A 17,638-nucleotide genomic window follows, 5' to 3' on the forward strand; every position below is an offset into this window, starting at 1 on the left:
CCCCCCCGCCCGCCCCCCCACGCGCCCCGCGGCGCCGCGACCCCCCGGCCCCCCCCCCCCCCCCCCCCCCCCCCCCCCCCCCCCCCCCCCCCCCCCCCCCCCCCCCCCCCGCCAGCGTATCTTCATCTCCGGCGCCAGCTCCGGCCTCGGCGAGGGCATGGCCCGCCGGTTCGCCGCCATGGGCCGTGACCTCGCCCTCTGCGCCCGCCGGGTCGACCGGCTGGAGGCGCTGCAGGCCGAGCTGCGCGCAGCGCACCCCGGCATCCGGGTCGAGGTGGCCGCGATGGACGTGGACGACGCGACCTCGGTGCCCACCGTCTTCACCGACCTCGCCGACCGCCTCGGCGGCTTCGACCGCGTGATCGTGAATGCCGGCATCGGCGCCGGGAAGTCCGTCGGGACCGGGGGCGCGGCGGGCAACCGTGCCGTCCTGCACACCAACGTGCTCGGCTCGCACGCGCAGTGCGAGGCGGCGATGGAGCTCTTCCGCCGCCAGGGGATGGGGCACCTGGTGCTGATCTCCTCGGTGGCCTCCGTCCGGGGGATGCCCGGCAGCCGGACCGCCTACGGCGCGAGCAAGGCCGCGCTGAACTCCCTGGCCGAGGGCATCCGCTCCGACGTCTACGGCTCGCGGATCGTCGTCTCCACGATCCTGCCGGGCTACATCGCGACCGACATCAACGTCGGCCGCCGCGGCCCGCTCACCGTCGGCCTCGACAAGGGCGTCAAGGCGCTCGTCGAGGTGATCGACCGGGAGCCGGTGCGCGGTTACGTGCCGGAGTTCCCGTGGCGCCCGGTCGCCGCGCTGCTGCGCGTCCTGCCGCTGTCGGTCGTCCGCCGCCTCACCGGCTCGTGAGCGGCCGCCCGGCGGCGACCGCCATCGTCGCCGCCGGGTAGGGCCCCGGCCCGCCCTGGCGCAGGGCGGTCAGGACGGCGAGCAGTTCCTCCCGCTGGGCACCGACGAAGCCCGCGTCCACCACCGCGCCGTGCCCGGGCACCACCGGGCCGCGGGCCAGCGCGTGCAGCCGGCCGAGGGTGGCCGGCCAGTCCGCCGGCCAGGAGTCCTCGAAATCCGGCGGCGCCCCCTGCTCGACCAGGTCCCCGGCGAAGAGCACGGTCGCGTCGTCGGCGGTCTCCACCTCGACCACCAGGTCGTGGTCGGTGTGCCCCCGGCCGAGGTGCCGCAGGACCACCTCGCGACCGCCGACGTCCAGCACGGCGACGTCGTCGACGAGGCGGTCCGGCGGGTCGATCGGGGCCGCCCGGAGCAGGGCGGCCTCCTCGGCGCCCAGCGTGGCGACGACGGCGGCCCGCTGTGCCTCGCCGTCGGCACGGAGGGCGGCCGCGCAGCCCCGCGAGCCCCACACCTGCGCCGGGCGGAAGGCCGCGTTGCCGAAGCAGTGGTCGTAGTGGGCGTGGGTGTTCACCACGGTCCACGGGTGCGGCGTGACCGCGCGGACGGCCGCCACCAGGTCCGCCGCCTCGCCGAGGTGCGACCGGGTGTCGACGACGAGGCAGGCGCCCTCGCCCAGCACGAGGCCGCAGTTGAGGTCCAGGGAGCGGTGCCGGCGCACCAGGACGCCCTCGGCCACCTCCTGCCAGCCGGTGCTCACCAGGTGATCCGCATCGGCCGGCCGCGGGCGTCGAGACGGCCGTCGCCGACGTACTCGGCGCGCCCCTCGGCCAGCCGCTGCGCGAGCCCGCGGGCGGTGATCTTCGGGTCGCGCACCCGGTCGTCCAGCGCCCGGAAGGCCAGTTCCGGGTGGACCTCGTGCACCCGCGGGTCCGGCGGCTCGCCGAGGGCGTCGTCGAGCGTGCGGATCGACGGCACGAGGAACCACGCCTGCTTCGACAACGCCTTGCCGGACGCCTCCACCGAGAGCCGGCACGCCTCGGCGTAGTCGGCGGCGTCCAGCACCGGTCGCAGCGGCGCCGGGAAGACCGAGCTGCCGGCCCGGCCCAGCAGCCGCCGCGCCGCGACGTCGCAGCCGCGCGACCCGTCGGCGGAGAGCCCGATCGGCATGTCGACGGCGGCGACCTCCACCCCGGGTACCGCGAGCGCCGCCGCCGCGTCGGGGAGGGCGAGGAGGGTCACGCCACCGTCGTGCAGCAGCGCTCCGGCCCAGGCCCCGCGCCAGCCGTCCGCCCCAGCACCGCCACATCGGGCAGCCTGTCAGACTCCCCGGCATGCGCGTCTTCATCGGCACCGACCACGCGGGCCTGGAGTTCAAGGAGCACCTCAAGCAGGCGCTCGCCGAGGCCGGTCACGAGCCGGTCGACTGCGGCGCGTTCGAGTACGACGCCCAGGACGACTACCCGCCGTTCTGCTTCGAGGTGGGGGAGCGGACGGTCGCCGAGCCCGGCACCCTCGGCGTCGTCATCGGGGGCTCGGGCAACGGCGAGCAGATGGCGGCGAACAAGGTCCCCGGTGTCCGGGCCGCGCTGGTCTGGAACACCGCGACCGCGCGGCTGGCCCGCGAGCACAACGACGCGAACGTGGTCTCCATCGGCGCCCGCCAGCACAGCGACGAGGAGGCCACGGCCCTGGTCCTGGAGTTCCTCGGGACGCCGTTCAGCGGCGACGAGCGGCACGTCCGCCGCATCGGGCTGATCACCGACTACGAGCGCGATCGGCACCGCCCGGCGGGCGGCCTGCCCACCCGCACGCAGCACCCCTGACCCGTCCCGACGGCGGGGCGGCCCGCGCCGCCGTCGGGAAGCTGGACGGCCGGTTGTGAATGACCATGCACGGTCATGCATACTTGTGCCGTGTCCAAGGTGCTCACCTCCCTGCCCGTCGGCGAACGCGTCGGCATCGCCTTCTCCGGTGGTCTCGACACCTCCGTCGCGGTCGCGTGGATGCGCGACCGGGGGGCGGTGCCCTGCACCTACACCGCCGACATCGGGCAGTACGACGAGCCGGACATCGCCTCGGTCCCGGGCCGGGCCACCGCCTACGGTGCGGAGCTCGCCCGTCTGGTCGACGGCAAGGCCGCCCTGGTCGAGGAGGGGCTCGCCGCGCTGACCTGCGGCGCCTTCCACATCCGCTCCGGTGGCCGCAGCTACTTCAACACCACCCCGCTGGGGCGCGCGGTCACGGGCACGCTGCTGGTCCGCGCGATGCTGGAGGACGACGTCCAGATCTGGGGCGACGGCTCGACCTTCAAGGGCAACGACATCGAGCGGTTCTACCGGTACGGCCTGCTGGCCAACCCGGCGCTGCGCATCTACAAGCCGTGGCTGGACGCCGACTTCGTCACCGAGCTCGGCGGGCGCACGGAGATGTCCCAGTGGCTGGTCGCCCACGGGCTGCCCTACCGGGACAGCGCCGAGAAGGCCTACTCCACCGACGCGAACATCTGGGGCGCCACGCACGAGGCGAAGACCCTCGAGCACCTCGACACCGGCATCGAGACCGTCGAGCCGATCATGGGCGTGCGGTTCTGGGACCCCGCGGTCGAGATCGCGCCCGAGGACGTGACGATCGGCTTCGCCCAGGGGCGGCCGGTGACGATCAACGGCGAGGAGTTCGGCTCCGCCGTCGACCTGGTGCTGGCGGCCAACGCCATCGGCGGGCGGCACGGCCTGGGCATGTCCGACCAGATCGAGAACCGGATCATCGAGGCCAAGAGCCGCGGCATCTACGAGGCGCCGGGCATGGCGCTGCTGCACATCGCCTACGAGCGGCTGGTCAACGCCATCCACAACGAGGACACCCTCGCCACCTACCACTCCGAGGGCCGGCGGCTGGGCCGGCTCATGTACGAGGGCCGCTGGCTGGACCCCCAGGCGCTCATGCTGCGGGAGTCCCTGCAGCGCTGGGTCGGGATGGCGGTCACCGGCGAGGTGACCCTGCGGCTGCGCCGGGGCGAGGACTACTCGATCCTCGACACCGCCGGCCCGGCGTTCAGCTACCACCCGGACAAGCTGTCGATGGAGCGCACGCAGGACTCGGCCTTCGGGCCGGTCGACCGCATCGGGCAGCTGACCATGCGCAACCTCGACATCGCCGACTCCCGGGCGAAGCTCGAGCAGTACGCGCGGCTGGGCATGGTCGGGGGCGCGCCGTCGCACGTGGCCATCGGCGCGGCCCAGGCCGCGGCGACCGGGCTGATCGACGTCACCGAGGAGGGCGGCGCCGAGACGATCGCCTCCCGCGGTCAGGTGCCGGCCGACGAGGAGCTGCTGGACCGGGCGGCGATGGAGGCCGGCACCGACTGAGGAAGGACCTCCCTACCCCCACACCTCGCAGGCCCGGCGCGGGTCCCTGCAGGGACGCCTTTCCAGCACGTCACCGGGCTCGGCGCGGGCTCGCTTCAGAAGCTGTCGGGGCACCAGGGCGTGACCGGCCAGCCGAACGCCGTCGACGCGAGCGTCACCGCCCCGGGGCTCACCTCGGTCACCCGCCCCGCCGCCCGCAGCCCGGCCAGCGAGACGCCGCCCAGGTAGGCCGCCGAGAGCTCCTCGATGCCCAGCACGATGTCGGGGTCGCGGTCGGTGCGGCCGCAGTAACCGCCGGCCGGGTGCCCGGAGAGCCGCCAGCGCCCCTCGTTCCAGGGGCAGAACGGGTCCCGCACCTCCAGCACGAGGTCGATGGGCGCGGGGTAGCGGCGGGCGGCGAGGGCGCGGTCGACGTCGACCAGCCGCACCCAGAGCCCGTCGACCGGGGTGCTGTGCAGCGCGCGGGCGTCGGTGACCAGCCAGCGCAGCGGGTCGTCGGGCGAGGCGGCCTGGTACTTCACGGTGCGGACCAGGTCGATCGAGAGCAGCACCTGCCACAGCGCGGCGTAGGCCGGGGTGCTGGTCGCCCGCACCTCCTGGACGATCACCGTGCCCTCGGGCTCGCCGACGTCGCTCCAGGCGCCCTTCACCCGGTAGGCGGCGTACCCGGTCACCGTGCCGTCGGCCTCCCGGTGCAGCAGGTACCGCCGCGCGGACGCGCCCTCCCGGCCTGAGGGCTCGTCGCGCAGCTGCCGGTCCCACCACCGGTCGTCGCGCACCATGTTGCCGGGCACCCAGCGGTGCACCGCGCCGTGCACGGCGACCGCGGCCGGGCGGTACTCCTCGACCGGCACCTGCTCCACGCGGCCGGTGCCCAGGTCGACGTCCGGGCGCAGCCGCAGCCGCTCCGTGCGGCCGGAGAAGCGGGCCTCCCGGGTCGCCGGCGCGTACCCGAAGCGGCCGTAGATCGGGTACTCGGCCGCCCACAGCGCGGCCACCGGCTCGCGCTCCTGCTCGTGCAGCTCCGTCAGCTGCCGGCGCATGATCGCGGTGAGCACGCCCCGCCGGCGCCGGGTCGGGGCCACGGTCACCCAGGTGACGCCGGCGCAGGGCACCAGCGCCCCGGGGACGGCGAGGGTCCGGCTGTAGATGCCGGCGGTGGCGACCACCCGATCGCCGTCCCACATCGACAGCGACCGCTCCAGCTCGGCGACCGAGGAGGGCCTCTCGGCGAAGGACGGCGGCGCCTCCTCCGCGAAGACGTCGTGCATGGCGTGGGCGAAGGCCGGCCACTCGTCGGGGGTCACCGGGCGCAGCCGGGCGTCGACATCGGTCACGTCGACGTGTCTACCGGGCCGGTCCGACGGACCGCCAACGAGTTCGGCGCCGCCCGCGCAGGCAGCCGGGCAGCCGGCGCCCGCCGCCGCCGGGCCCGTCCCGTCGGGCGGCCGGTCCGTGGCCGGGTCGTCCCGGACGGAGTGCCGTGGTCACCCCGGCGCGGAACGCTCCTCGGCCCGCCGCCAGCGTGTCCGGCGACCCGGCCGCGGCGCGACCCCGTCTAGGGTCGGTGCCGTCACGCCGACGTCGACGTGCCCGTCCGGTCGTCGGCGCCCCGACCGACGGAGGCCCCACGTGCGCTCTCGCACAATCCCGCTCGCGCTCAGCGCCGCCCTGCTCGCCGGCTGCACGTCGTCCGGCGACGAGGAGCAGCCGGAAGAGGCCCCGGTCGCCGAGGCGGTCACGGCGGCACCCGGCGAGTTCCTGACGGTGGTCGCGGACGAGGACCCGGTGGCGACGGCGGTGAGCACCAGCCGCGCCTTGTACGGCTCCTCCGACGTCACCGTCCTCGCGGACGAGGACGACCGCGCCGGTCTGCTGCTGGGGGCGTCGGCCGCGGTCGCGATGGGCGTCCCGCTGCTGGTCACCGGTGGTGCGGAGACCCCGGAGCCGGTGATCGGCGAGCTGGAGCGGCTGGGCACGGGCACGGTGCTCGCCGTCGGCGACGCCACGCTGTCCGGCTCGGGCGTGGACGTGGTGGCGGTGGCGGCCGACGCCGAGGCGGTGGCGGCGGCGACCGGCGTCGACCTCGCGGACGGCGAGCCGGTCCCGGCCGACGGCGACGCCCCGGCCGTGGCCGCGCTCGACCCCGAGCAGCCCACCGCGCTGCAGCCGGAGAGCGGCGGAGGCGCTGCGAGCGAGCCCGCGGAGGAGACAGCGGAGGACGGGTCGCCCGGGGAGCTCCCCGCGACCAGTCGCCCCGAGCCGCTCGAGGACACCGTGGTGCTGGCCTCCGGCGAGCCCGGGTCGCTGGCCGCCATCGCGACGGCCCGCGCGGCCGGCGCACGGGTGCTGCTGACCGGAGGGACCACCGACCCGCGGGCGTCCGCCGACGTAGTCAGCGCGCTCGGCGAGGCGGACCCCGGCTCGGTCGTGGCGATCGGCCCGGGCTTCGCCGCCGAGGAGGGCCTGGACTGGAAGGTGGAGACCGCCGCCACCGGGGTGGAGCTGCCCGGCGGTGGGCAGACGCTCTTCCCGGGGAAGCTGCTCGTCGCCCTCTACGGCCACCCCGGCACCGCCGCGCTCGGCCTCATGGGGGAGCAGCCGGTCGACGCGGCCGTCGAGCGGGCGCGGGCCCACGCGGCGCCCTACGAGCCGCTGGTCGAGGAGACGGTGGTGCCGGCCTTCGAGATCATCTCGACCATCGCCTCCGCGTCGGCGGGGGCGGACGGCGACTACTCCGCCGAGGCCGACATCGAGCTGCTGCGGCCGTGGGTCGAGGCGGCGGGCGAGGCAGGCATGTACGTCGTCCTGGACCTGCAGCCCGGGCGCACCGACTTCGTCACCCAGGCGGAGCTGTACCGGCCGCTGCTGGAGATGCCGCACGTCGGCCTGGCTCTCGACCCCGAGTGGCGGCTGGGCCCGAACGAGGTCCACCTGCGCCAGATCGGCTCGGTGGACGTCGAGGAGGTCAACCGCGTGGTGACCTGGCTCGCCGACCTGACCCGCGAGAACCAGTTGCCGCAGAAGCTGCTGGTGCTCCACCAGTTCCGGCTGGACATGATCCCGGGCCGCGAGCGGGTGGACCTCAGCCGCGACGAGCTCGCCGTGATGGTGCACGCCGACGGTCAGGGCGGGCAGGGCGCCAAGCAGAGCACGTGGGCGGCGCTGCGGCGGGACGCGCCCGAGGGCCTGTGGTGGGGTTGGAAGAACTTCTACGACGAGGACATCCCGATGCTCACGCCGGAGGAGACGATCAGCCAGGTCGAGCCCGACCCCCAGTTGATCAGCTACCAGTAGCGCGGCGGTCACCGGCCGGCCGCCGGGCTGTCGGTCCCCGTCCCTACTCTCCATCGCGGATCCCCTGCACACCGTCACGGGGACCGTTCGATCGAGAGGAACCACCGGATGAGACGGCGGACCACGCTCTCCGTGGCGGCCACGGCCGCGGTGCTGACCATGGCGCCCCTGAGCCCGGCCGCGGCCGCGCCGCCCGCGGCGGACGACCTGACGCTGACCATGCTCGCCACCACCGACCTGCACGGCCGCGTGCAGAACTGGGACTACTTCGCCGACCGGACCTACTCGGAGAAGGCCGGTTTCGAGACCGGGCTGGCGAAGGTGGCCACGGTCGTGGACTCGGTCCGCGCGGAGCGGGGTGAGGAGAGCGTCCTCGTCGTGGACAACGGCGACTTCCTGCAGGGCACGCCGCTGAGCTACTACTACGCCAAGCAGGAGCCGGTCACCGAGACCCGCGTCGAGCACCCGATGGCGGCCGCGTTCGACGCCATCGGCTACGACGCGCAGGTCGTCGGCAACCACGAGTTCAACTACGGCCTGGACCTGCTCCGGGCCTACGAGAAGGACGTCGACCACCCGGTGCTCGGGGCCAACGTGCTCCGTGACGGCACCCCGCGTCCCTACCTGAAGCCGTACACCATCGAGACGATGCGGGTACCCGGCCACGAGCCGGTCCGGGTCGGCATCATCGGCCTGACCACCCCTGGCTCGGCCATCTGGGACAAGGGGAACGTCGAGGGCCGTGTGACGTTCCAGGACATGGTCGAGGCGGCGGAGAAGTGGGTGCCGGTCGTCGACCGCAAGGCCGACGTCGTCGTCGTCCTCTCCCACGCGGGCGTCGGCGGGACGTCGTCCTACGGCCCCGAGATGCCGACCGAGAACCCGTCGGACGTCATCGCCCGCACCGTGCCGGGGATCGACGCGATGGTGGTCGGCCACACCCACCGGAACGCCCCCTCCCAGGTCGTCGTGAACGAGGTCACCGGCGAGGAGGTGCTGCTCACCCAGCCCTACCGCTGGGGCGCCACCGTTTCCCAGGTGGACATCGAGCTCGAGCAGGTGCGTGGCGGGAAGTGGGAGGTCGTCGGCACCTCCGCGCAGGCGCTGAGCACCGCGGGGGTCGAGGAGTCGCCCGAGGTGCTGGCCGCCACGGCGGAGGCGCACGGGAAGACCGTGGCGTACGTCAACCAGGTGGTGGCGACCTCGGCGGAGGAGCTCTCCGCGCGCACCAGCCGGTACGAGGACACCGCGATCCTGGACTTCATCCAGGACGTGCAGGCCGACACCGTGGCCGCCGCCCTGGAGGGCACGGACCGGGCCGACCTGCCGGTGCTGTCGATCGCGGCGCCGTTCAGCCGGGACGCCGTCTTCCCGGCCGGTGACGTCACCATCCGCGACATCGCCGGCCTCTACATCTACGACAACACCCTGGAGGCCGTGGAGCTCACCGGGGCGCAGCTGAAGGAGTACCTGGAGTTCTCCGCCCGGTACTTCCAGCCGGTGCCGGCCACCGGGGACGTCGACCCGGAGACCATCACGAACGCCGGCGGTCAGCCCGACTACAACTACGACATCCTGTCGGGCGTTGAGTACGGCATCGACGTGTCGCAGCCGGCGGGCTCGCGGATCGTCGACCTCACGTACGAGGGGCAGCCGGTCGCGGACGACGCCCGGTTCGTCGTGGCGGTGAACAACTACCGTCGCAGCGGCGGCGGCGGCTTCCCGCACATCGCCACCGCTCCGGTGGTCTACAACGAGCAGCTGGAGATCCGGCAGCTGCTCATCGAGCGGGCGCAGGCGGTCGGCGTGATCGACCCGGCGGAGTTCTTCGTCGAGAACTGGCAGCTCGTGCGCGACGGCGAGCCGCTGCTGCCGTGACGCGCTGACACCGACCCGCCCCACCGGGTGGGAAGGACCGGGGCCCCCGGAGCCACGGCGCTCCGGGGGCTCCCGTCCTGTCGGTGGCCTGTGGTGTGCTGACCGGCACATCGATCCCGAGGGGTGGACTCCTGTGACCAGTGCCGTCATCGGTCCCGCGGAACAGCTCGACCCGCGGCTGCTCGAGCACCGCCGCGAGCTCACCGGGTACTGCTACCGCATGCTCGGCTCGGTCTTCGACGCCGAGGACGCGGTGCAGGAGACCCTGGTCCGGGCCTGGCGCGGCCTCTCCGACTTCGAGGGCCGGTCGGCGCTCCGGTCGTGGCTCTACCGCATCGCCACCAACGTCTGCCTCGACCAGCTCGCCGGCCGGCAGCGCCGCGCGCTGCCCATGGACCTCGCCGGCTCCCCGTACCCGCCGGTCCCCGCGTCGCTGAGCGGGCGCCGGCCGGCGACGGCCTGGATCGAGCCGGTGCTCGACCGCCAGGTCCTCCCCGAGGACGGCGACCCGGCCGACCAAGCGGTGGCCAAGGAGTCGGTGCGCCTGGCGTTCGTCGCCGCGCTGCAGCACCTGCCGCCCAAGCAGCGCGCCGTGCTGATCCTGCGCGAGGTGCTGCGCTGGAAGGCCGACGAGGTCGCCGAGCTGCTCGACACCACCGTCGCCTCGGTCAACAGCGCCCTGCAGCGGGCCCGGGCGACGCTCGCCGACGTGGGCGGCCGCCCGGCGCCGCGCACCCTGGACGACGACGCCCGCGCGTTGCTGGCCCGCTACCTGGACGCCTTCGAGCGCTACGACATCGATGCCTTCGTGCAGCTGCTGCACGAGGACGCGACCCAGCACATGCCGCCGTTCGAGATGTGGCTGCGGGGCCGGGAGGACATCGGCGCCTGGATGGTGACGGAGCCGGCCAGCGCGTGCCGGGGGTCCCGGCTGATCCAGACCTCGGCCAACGGGACCCCGGCCTTCGCCCAGTACCGGCCGGCGGAGGGCGGTGGTCACGTGCCCTGGGGCCTGCACGTGCTGGAGATCGAGGACGGCCGCATCGCCCACATCTCCAGCTTCCTGAACCTCGACTGCGAGCTGTTCGCCGCTCTGGGGCTGCCCACGACGCTGTGAGCCCACGGCTCCGCAGCGGACGGGGGCTGACCCGGCCCGCGCCGCGTTGACCGGGTCGGCGGGGGAGTCCTGCGTCGGTAGGGCCCGGCTGGAACACCAGCGGCATCCGCTGTGGCGCCGGGCCGCGGACGCCGCGGGTGGCTGGGCCGTGCGGAAGGCGGCGCGCCCGCTTCGGTAGTCAGCGCGTTCCCGCGGGAACGCCGGTGGTCACCTCGCGCCCGGTCCGGCGGCGGGACCCGAGCAGCACCCGCGCGACCAGGTGCGGGCGCATCAGCTCCTGCGGACGGGCGAGCATCCCGATGACCCGGATGAAGGCCGCGGCCACGACGGGATCGCGGTGCGCCGCCGGCACGAGGCGCTGCAAGTAGGCGGTGGTGAGCCGCCACGACGCCGGCCGCGGGCCGTCCACCTCCGGGTGCGCGAGGTCCGAACCCGTGGCGAGGTCCCACGCGTCCTGCACGGCCGGGCGCGCCGCCGAGAGCGTCCGGAGGCCGACGCCGTCCAGGCCGCGCGCGTCGAGGGCACGGCCGAGCTGGACGGCCTCGATGATCGCCACGGTCATGCCCTGCCCGAAGCGGGGATCGAAGGAGCAGACCGCGTCACCCGCGACGAGGAAGCCCTCGGGGAGCCCCCGGAGGCGGTCGTACCGGTGCCGCGAGAACGAGGGGAAGGCGACCCGGGCGGCGTCCCCGACCGGCTCGGCGCCTTCGACGATGCGTGCGAGGTCCCGGTTCCAGAGGCCGGCGGCGTAGTCGGCGAAGCCGGGCAGGTCGGCCGGCGGGCGCTCGCCGAGCATGCCGATGAGGGTGACGATCCACTTCCCGCCCTCGACGGCCAGCGCGGCCCCGCCCCGGCGCCCGTCGGGCGGCACGTCCACGAGCACGTTGCGGTCCCCGTCCAGCACCGCCGGATCGCGGCGGAACACCCGGGTGGTGTAGTGCACGTCGACCTTGAGGCGTTCTTCCGCCGGTGGCGGGTAGCCGAGCTCGGCCAGCCAGCGGGGCGAGGCGGAGCCGCGGCCGGTCGTGTCCACCACCAGGTCGGCGTCCAAGGTCCGCTCCTCCGCGGGATCGGCCTGGGACCGCAGCCGCACACCCGTGACGCGGGTCCGCTCCGCGTCCGCCGCCAGGCCGCGGGCGGCCCATCCGTCGAGCACCTCCACGCCGGCCAGCGCGCGGACCCGGTCGCGGACGACGCCCTCGATCAGCGGCCGGGTCGCCCCGGTGATGCGGAAGTCCGTGCCGGTCAGGTCCAGCCGGCCGCCGCCCATGTGGAAGCGCCACTCCGGCGCCTCGATGACGTGCGCACCGGCGGCGGTCAGGTCGTCCACGATCCCCGGCAGCAGCTCCTCCAGCCGGCTCAGGCCGCCCGGCACCAGCAGGTGGATGTGCTGGCCCTGCGGCACCCCCCGGCGGTCCTCCCGGCCGTCGGGCAGCCGGTCCCGTTCGACCAGCGTGACGCGCCGGAAACGCCGGGCCAGCGGTACGGCGTGCACGAGCCCGGCCATTCCGGCACCCAGCACGATGGCGTGTTCTCCGAGGTGGGGCACGGCTTCCTCCTGGCGGCAGCGGCTGCGGGTCTCCCACGCTAGGAACGGTGTGACCCCACCGGCATCGGCCAGACGGTGCACATCAGCGGGAGCTGACATGCACCGTCCTGTCCAGGACGGCTACACCAGGTGGTGCTCGTAGGCGTACGCCGTCGCGGCCGACCGGTTGGGCAGCGCGAGCTTCGTGAAGATGTTGTGCAGGTGCCGCGCCACGGTCTTGTCGCTGATCACCAGCTGCGCGGCGATCTCGCGGTTGGTGCGGCCGGCCGCCACGAGGCGGACGACGTCGAGCTCGCGGGGCGTCAGCCCGCTCGCGGGCGGAGGGGCGGAGAGGCGCTCCAGCTCCGGCGTCGCGCCGATCGACTCGAAGACGCTCCTCGCCGTGGTCACCTCCATCGCGGCCGTGTCCTCGTCACCCAGTCCGCGCAGCGCACGGGCGACCAGGACGCGGGTCCGCGCGGCCTCGTAGGGGGCCGCCAGCGCCGACCAGCGCGCCAGCGCGTCCGACAGATGCTCCAGCGCCGGTGCGTACCTGCCCTCGGCCAACGACACCCTGCCCCGGGCGCACGCGGCCGTGGCCCGCATGGCGCTGGTGCCGACGACGTCGGCGATACCGTCCAGCTGGTCGCAGGCGCCCCCGGCCGCCCCGACGTCCCCCGCAGTCAGCAGGATCTCCACGGCGGCGGCCAGCAGCTCCGCCCGCGGGCGAGGAGCGCGCACCTCGCCGACCACCCCGGGCCCGCCGAGGGCGGGCCGGTCGACGGCGCAGCGGACGGCGGCCACCGCGGCCTGCGTCCGGCCCTGGGCCAGCCGCAGCAGCGCGAGCCCGGGCTGCGGGTCGTGGCCGAGGGAGACCGCCTGCTGGAAGGCGGCCTCGGCAGCGGCGGGCTCGCCGCGCACGCGGTGCAGCTCGGCCAGCCGGTAGTACGCGGCTCCGGCCGCGAGGTCGGGTGGGTCCGACAGCCAGCGGCAGGCGCGCTGGGCCTCCGCGACCGCCTCCGCCCAGTCGCCGCGCCACTGGGCCAGCTCGGCGCGGTGCACCAGGCACTGCCCCCGGAACGGGACGAGGCCGGGCTGCGCCTCGCACCACCCGGTCAGCGCCGCCGTCCACTCCTGGGCCCGGCGCAGGTCGAGGACCTCCTGGCAGGCGAGGACCACGGCGCAGTAGACGATCCCGGAAGCGATCGGCGAGACCCGGCCGGCCTGGACGGCGACCATCGCCTCGTCGAGCTCCGCCAGCCCGCGGGCCGTCGCGCCGCTCCGCAGCAGCGCCTGGCCCTGCCCGAGGCAGCCGAGCGTCGCCAGGTCGACGTCCCTGAAGTGCCGGCCGGTCCTGGCCGCCTCCGCGAAGGCACGGCGCGCGGCCGCCGGATCACCGCGGTCCATCTCGCGCAGCCCGACCGGGAGCAGCAGGTACCCCCGTTCGGCGCACGCTCGCGGCGCCGTCTCCTCCACCACGCGCTGTGCACGGGCGATCCAGCCACCGCCCCGCTCCTCGGCGCCTCGCGCCATGACCAGCACCAGGCCGAGCCAGAAGGCGCACCGGACGGCGGCCAGGGCGTCGCCGCGGTCGGCGAACGCCTCGTACGCACGCTCCCACGCGCGCTCGGCGACCTCGTCCCGGCGGGTGAGGTGGGCGCTGAGTCCCAGCCGCAGCAGGTCCTCCGCATCCCGCAGCCCGCCCTGGTCGTCGGCGGCGGCCAGGTGCTCGTACGCCTGCTCCCACGCGCGGCGATCGACCGCGGCGCGACCCACCTGGAGAGGGTCCATGGGTCCTGGCTACACCTCGGCCGGTGCTGCGGACAGGGTCTGCCGCGCGCGGGCAGACGTCGGGCCGCTGGGCGTCAGGACGAGGCGGAGCGGGGCTCGGGGGCCGGCGCCTCGTCCCGAGGGTGCACGGCCGGGCCGGCCACCGGGCAGTGCAGGCACTCCTCGATCCGCATGCGCTCGGCGCCGGACGGCCGCGCCGGGGTCTCCGTTCCGGCGTCGCCGAGCGGGCGGCGCACGTACGCGGCGGCGACCAGCGCGCCGGCCAGCAGCAGCCCGGCGAGGATGAACACCGCGGTCCGGAAGCCGTCGGCGAAGATCTCCGGGTCGGAGTAGTCGGCGCCGCCGAGCCCGGCCGCGACCGGGACGACCGCGACCGCGAGCAGCCCTGCCGCCCGGGCGACGGCGTTGTTGACGCCCGAGGCGACGCCGGCGTAGCGGTCGGCGGCGGAGTCGAGCACGGTCGCCGTCAACGGGGCGACCAGCAGCGTGAGCCCGGCGCCGAAGAGCACCGCGGCGGGCAGCACGTCGACGAGGTAGGAGGCGTCCGGGCCGATGCGGAGCATGAGCAGGACGCCGGCCGCCGACACCAGCGGCCCGCCGGTGAGCAGGGCGCGGGGCCCGATCCGCTGGGCGAGCGCCCCGACGCGGGCGGAGAACAGCAGCATGAGGACGGTGACGGGCAGCAGCGCGGTGCCCGCCAGCAGCGGGCTGAACCCGGACACCACCTGCAGGTGCAGCACCAGCAGCACGAACAACGCGCCGAGCGCGGCGTAGACGAACAGGGTCACGGCGTTGGTGGCGGAGAACTGGCGGTCGGCGAAGAGCGTCGGCGGGACGAGGGGATGCCGCGACCGCAGCTCGACGGCGACGAACACCGCCAGGGCGACCAGCCCCGCGGCGCCCCACAGCCAGGGGCCCGGGCCGGCACCCGCCTCGCCGGCGGCGGTGAGCGCGTAGGTCAGCGCGCCGAGCCCGGCGACGACGAGCACGGTCCCGGTCCAGTCCAGCCGCGGCGCGGCCGCCGGGTCGCGCGACTCGGGCACGTGCCGCACGGCGACGAGGACGACCAGCGCCGCCAGCGGCAGGTTGATCAGGAAGACCGCCCGCCAGCTCCACTCCACCAGCCAACCGCCGACGAACGGCCCGATCGCGGCGGCGACCCCGGACAGCCCGGACCAGGCCCCGACCGCGGCCGCCCGGTCGGGGCCGGAGAAGGACGCCGAGATGATCGCCAGGCTGCCCGGGGTGAGAAGGGCCCCGCCGATGCCCTGCAGGGCGCGCGCGGCCACGAGGGTCTCGATGTCCGGCGCCAGCCCGCACAGCAGCGAGGCGGCGGCGAACCAGCAGACGCCGACGACGAAGATCCGCCGCCGCCCGTAGCGGTCGCTCAGCGAGCCGCCGAGCAGGATGAGCGCGGCCAGCGTCAGCGTGTAGGCGTTGACCGTCCACTGCAGGCCGGCGAAGTCTGCGTCCAGGTCGGAGCCGATCCGCTCCAGAGCCACGTTGACGACGGTGGCGTCCAGCATCGCCACGCCCGAGCCCAGCACGGTCGCGAGGAGGACCCAGCGTCCCCGGGCAGTGCCCATGCGGAGGCCCGTGCCGGCCGGGGATGGCGCAGTCATGGGTCGTCCTCCTCCACCGCCTGCTGGCAGCATCGTCGTCCTGCAACACCCGCGGCGCCCAGTGATTCCCCTCGACCCCGCCGCGCCGGTACGGCCTTGGGGACTGCGGCCGGCGGCGCGCATCATGTCGGCATGTCGCCCCAGGCAGACCTCGTCATCGCCGCCGGCGAGGTGCCCGGCTACCTGGCGCCCACCGCCGCGCTCGTCGCCGCGGCAGCGGTCATCGGCTACCTCACCGCCCGGGCCCGGGTGGTGCCGATCGTCGGGTTCCTGGTGGCGGGCGTCCTCATCGGCCCGGCCCAGTTCGGTGTCGTCGACAGCAGCGAGGCCGTGGAGGCCGCGGCGGACATCGGCGTGATCCTGCTGCTGTTCACCATCGGCATCGAGTTCTCGCTGGAGCGCCTGGCCCGCGTCTGGACGTGGATCGCCGTCGCCGGCGGGCTGCAGCTGGCGCTCGCCACCGGCGCCGGGCTGGGGGTGACCCTCGCCCTCGGCGGCGACTGGCGCGACGGGCTGTTCACCGGTTTCCTGCTCGCCCTGTCGTCGACGGCGATCGTGCTCAAGCTGCTGGGGGAGCGGCGGGAGAGCTCCACCGTCCGTGGCCGGCTGGCGCTTGCCGTGCTGATCGCCCAGGACCTCGCGGTAGTGGCGATGGTGCTGGTCGTGCCGCTGCTCGGCCCGACCGCCGAGGGCGGCGGCTCGGCCGGGGGCGCGCTGCTGTGGGCCGTCCTCACTGCGGTGGGCGTCATCGTCGCCGTCCTGGTGCTGGCCCGCCGGGTCATGCCCGCCCTGCTGGACGTGGTCGCCCGAACCTGCTCGCCCGAGGTGTTCCTGCTCGCGATCGTCGCGGTCTGCTTCGGCACCGCCTACCTGACCGCCCTCGCCGGGGTGAGCGTGTCGCTCGGGGCCTTCCTGGCCGGCCTGGTGGTGAGCGAGAGCCGGGCCAGCACCCAGGCGCTCGCCGAGGTGCTCCCGCTGCAGATCGTGTTCAGCGCGGTCTTCTTCGTCTCCGTCGGCATGCTCCTCGACGTCGGCTTCATGCTCGCCAACCTTCCGCTCGTGCTGGGCGCCGCCGCCGGTGCCCTGGTGCTCAAGACGCTCACCACCGCCGTCGCCGCCACCGCCGTCGGCATCCGCTGGCGCACCGCCGCCGCGACCGGGCTGCTCCTGGCCCAGGTCGGCGAGTTCTCCTTCGTGCTGCTCACCGTGGGCACCGCGGCCGGGCTGGCGCCGCTCGGGCTCGCGGACGACGGCGCGCAGGTCGTCGTCGCCGCCACGGTGCTGCTCATGCTGGGCACCCCGCAGCTGGCCGCGGCGGCCGCGCGGCTCGACCGCGCACCCGTCGCGACCGCGGGAGGGCCCGGGGCGACCGACGAGGACGGCGCGCACCGGGACCACGTGGCGATCATCGGGTGGGGGCCCACCGCGCTGGGCCTGGCGGCCACCCTGCGCGACCGCGGGGTGGCCGTGGTGATGACGACGCTCAACCCCGACGGGGCGGCGCAGGCCGAGGCGGACGGGCACGCGGTGGTGCGCGGGGATCCGACGAAGGCGGAGATCCTGCGGCTGGCCGGGGTGCCCGCCGCCCGCCTCGCCGTCGTCGCCGAGGACGACCCGGAGCAGGCCGTGCGGGTGGTCACGGCGGCGCGGGCGGTCACGACCGCCCCCATCGTCGCGCGCCCGCTGGGTGCCGTCGACGTCGTCGAGCTGGCGGAGGCCGGCGCCGACCACGTCCTCGACCGGGACCGGATCTCCGGCCACGCGCTGGAGCGCGCCGTCCTCTCCGAGCTCGGGCACCAGGTGGCGCACCCGGACGCGCGGCGGACCGCCGTCGACACCACGCGGGTGGTCCGCTACGCCTGGCCGCAGGGCAGCGGCTGCGACCACGGCGGCAGCTCCCAGCCCGTGGTGCCGTGGGCGCACGGGTGCGTGGGCTGCCTGCGGGAGGGCACCGAGTGGGTGCACCTGCGCGTCTGCCTGGGGTGCGGGTACGTGGGCTGCTGCGACTCCTCGCCGCGCCGGCACGCGCGCGCCCACGCCGCCGCGGACGACCACCCGCTCGTCGCCTCGGCCGAACCGGGGGAGAGCTGGGCCTACTGCTTCGTCGACGACGTGACCGTGCCGGCGCCCGGTGGTGCCGCGCCGGAGGCGGAGGCCCCGGCCGCGCAGCAGTGACGTCGTGTT

General features: G+C 75.3%; 12 protein-coding genes and 1 pseudogene. 7 read left to right on the top strand and 6 right to left on the bottom strand.

The genetic code is table 11. From position 1 onward, the window contains the following. Nucleotides 1-118: 118 nt before the first annotated feature. Nucleotides 119-856, top strand: a complete 738-nt coding sequence (locus ACI794_RS17220; protein ID WP_456617011.1) for an SDR family oxidoreductase — start codon at nucleotides 119-121, stop codon at nucleotides 854-856. Here the strand turns inward: ACI794_RS17220 and ACI794_RS17225 are convergent. Together ACI794_RS17225 and ACI794_RS17230 are read right to left on the bottom strand one after the other, a co-directional pair. Then, nucleotides 843-1,613 carry an MBL fold metallo-hydrolase gene (locus ACI794_RS17225; RefSeq protein WP_456601242.1) on the bottom strand — a complete coding sequence of 257 codons (771 nt, stop codon included), beginning with the start codon at nucleotides 1,611-1,613 and terminating at the stop codon, nucleotides 843-845. The two genes, ACI794_RS17220 and ACI794_RS17225, sit on opposite strands and share 14 nt — an antisense overlap. After that, nucleotides 1,610-2,137, bottom strand: a pseudogene (locus tag ACI794_RS17230) (DUF429 domain-containing protein); the annotation flags it as partial. The gene ACI794_RS17225 and the pseudogene ACI794_RS17230, both read right to left, overlap by 4 nt. A gap of 50 nt (nucleotides 2,138-2,187) precedes the next feature. On the opposite strand from ACI794_RS17230, the gene ACI794_RS17235 reads away from it, so the two are divergent. Together ACI794_RS17235 and argG are read left to right on the top strand one after the other, a co-directional pair. Then, complete coding sequence (locus tag ACI794_RS17235) at nucleotides 2,188-2,679, top strand: ribose-5-phosphate isomerase (RefSeq protein ID WP_456616963.1); 492 nt, start codon at nucleotides 2,188-2,190, stop codon at nucleotides 2,677-2,679. A 90-nt stretch (nucleotides 2,680-2,769) separates the two neighbouring features. Continuing rightward, entirely contained in the window at nucleotides 2,770-4,221 is a 1,452-nt protein-coding gene (gene argG / locus ACI794_RS17240) for an argininosuccinate synthase (protein WP_456581826.1), read from the top strand. Nucleotides 4,222-4,316: 95 nt separating this feature from the next. Here argG and ACI794_RS17245 read toward each other — a convergent pair whose 3' ends face one another. Next, complete coding sequence (locus tag ACI794_RS17245; RefSeq protein WP_456616964.1) at nucleotides 4,317-5,558, bottom strand: GNAT family N-acetyltransferase; 1,242 nt, start codon at nucleotides 5,556-5,558, stop codon at nucleotides 4,317-4,319. A 295-nt stretch (nucleotides 5,559-5,853) separates the two neighbouring features. Between ACI794_RS17245 and ACI794_RS17250 the strand changes: the two genes are divergently transcribed. The 3 genes from ACI794_RS17250 (at nucleotide 5,854) to ACI794_RS17260 (ending at nucleotide 10,513) form a co-directional block, all read left to right on the top strand. Continuing rightward, nucleotides 5,854-7,518 (top strand): hypothetical protein, encoded by a 1,665-nt coding sequence (locus tag ACI794_RS17250; RefSeq protein ID WP_456601238.1) that lies wholly within the window; start codon nucleotides 5,854-5,856, stop codon nucleotides 7,516-7,518. 108 nt (nucleotides 7,519-7,626) lie between these two features. Further along, nucleotides 7,627-9,396, top strand: a complete 1,770-nt coding sequence (locus tag ACI794_RS17255) for a bifunctional metallophosphatase/5'-nucleotidase (RefSeq protein WP_456616965.1) — start codon at nucleotides 7,627-7,629, stop codon at nucleotides 9,394-9,396. Between the two features lie 133 nt (nucleotides 9,397-9,529). Next, nucleotides 9,530-10,513 carry a sigma-70 family RNA polymerase sigma factor gene (locus ACI794_RS17260; RefSeq protein ID WP_456601236.1) on the top strand — a complete coding sequence of 328 codons (984 nt, stop codon included), beginning with the start codon at nucleotides 9,530-9,532 and terminating at the stop codon, nucleotides 10,511-10,513. Between the two features lie 178 nt (nucleotides 10,514-10,691). Here the strand turns inward: ACI794_RS17260 and ACI794_RS17265 are convergent, their stop codons facing one another. The 3 genes from ACI794_RS17265 to ACI794_RS17275 form a co-directional block, all read right to left on the bottom strand. After that, nucleotides 10,692-12,062: an FAD-dependent oxidoreductase gene (locus ACI794_RS17265; RefSeq protein ID WP_456616966.1), complete on the bottom strand. Its 1,371-nt coding sequence runs from the start codon at nucleotides 12,060-12,062 to the stop codon at nucleotides 10,692-10,694. A gap of 120 nt (nucleotides 12,063-12,182) precedes the next feature. After that, nucleotides 12,183-13,832: a LuxR C-terminal-related transcriptional regulator gene (locus ACI794_RS17270; RefSeq protein WP_456616967.1), complete on the bottom strand. Its 1,650-nt coding sequence runs from the start codon at nucleotides 13,830-13,832 to the stop codon at nucleotides 12,183-12,185. Between the two features lie 74 nt (nucleotides 13,833-13,906). Further along, the gene (locus ACI794_RS17275; protein ID WP_456616968.1) at nucleotides 13,907-15,454 is read right to left on the bottom strand and encodes an MFS transporter; all 1,548 of its coding nucleotides are present in this window, start codon (nucleotides 15,452-15,454) and stop codon (nucleotides 13,907-13,909) included. A gap of 132 nt (nucleotides 15,455-15,586) precedes the next feature. Here ACI794_RS17275 and ACI794_RS17280 point away from each other — a divergent pair, with 132 nt between their 5' ends. Further along, nucleotides 15,587-17,629, top strand: coding sequence for a cation:proton antiporter domain-containing protein (locus ACI794_RS17280; RefSeq protein WP_456616969.1), 2,043 nt, complete (start codon nucleotides 15,587-15,589; stop codon nucleotides 17,627-17,629). Nucleotides 17,630-17,638 lie beyond the last annotated feature (9 nt).

Source organism: Blastococcus sp. SYSU DS0541 (assembly GCF_054050875.1).

Excerpts from the sequence above, each read along its gene's own strand:
- ACI794_RS17270 (WP_456616967.1), bottom strand. The coding sequence starts at position 13,832 with ATGGACCCTCTCCAGGTGGGTCGCGCCGCGGTCGATCGCCGCGCGTGG.
- ACI794_RS17235 (WP_456616963.1), top strand. The coding sequence starts at position 2,188 with ATGCGCGTCTTCATCGGCACCGACCACGCGGGCCTGGAGTTCAAGGAG.
- ACI794_RS17255 (WP_456616965.1), top strand. The coding sequence starts at position 7,627 with ATGAGACGGCGGACCACGCTCTCCGTGGCGGCCACGGCCGCGGTGCTG.
- ACI794_RS17275 (WP_456616968.1), bottom strand. The coding sequence starts at position 15,454 with ATGACTGCGCCATCCCCGGCCGGCACGGGCCTCCGCATGGGCACTGCC.
- ACI794_RS17280 (WP_456616969.1), top strand. The coding sequence starts at position 15,587 with ATGTCGCCCCAGGCAGACCTCGTCATCGCCGCCGGCGAGGTGCCCGGC.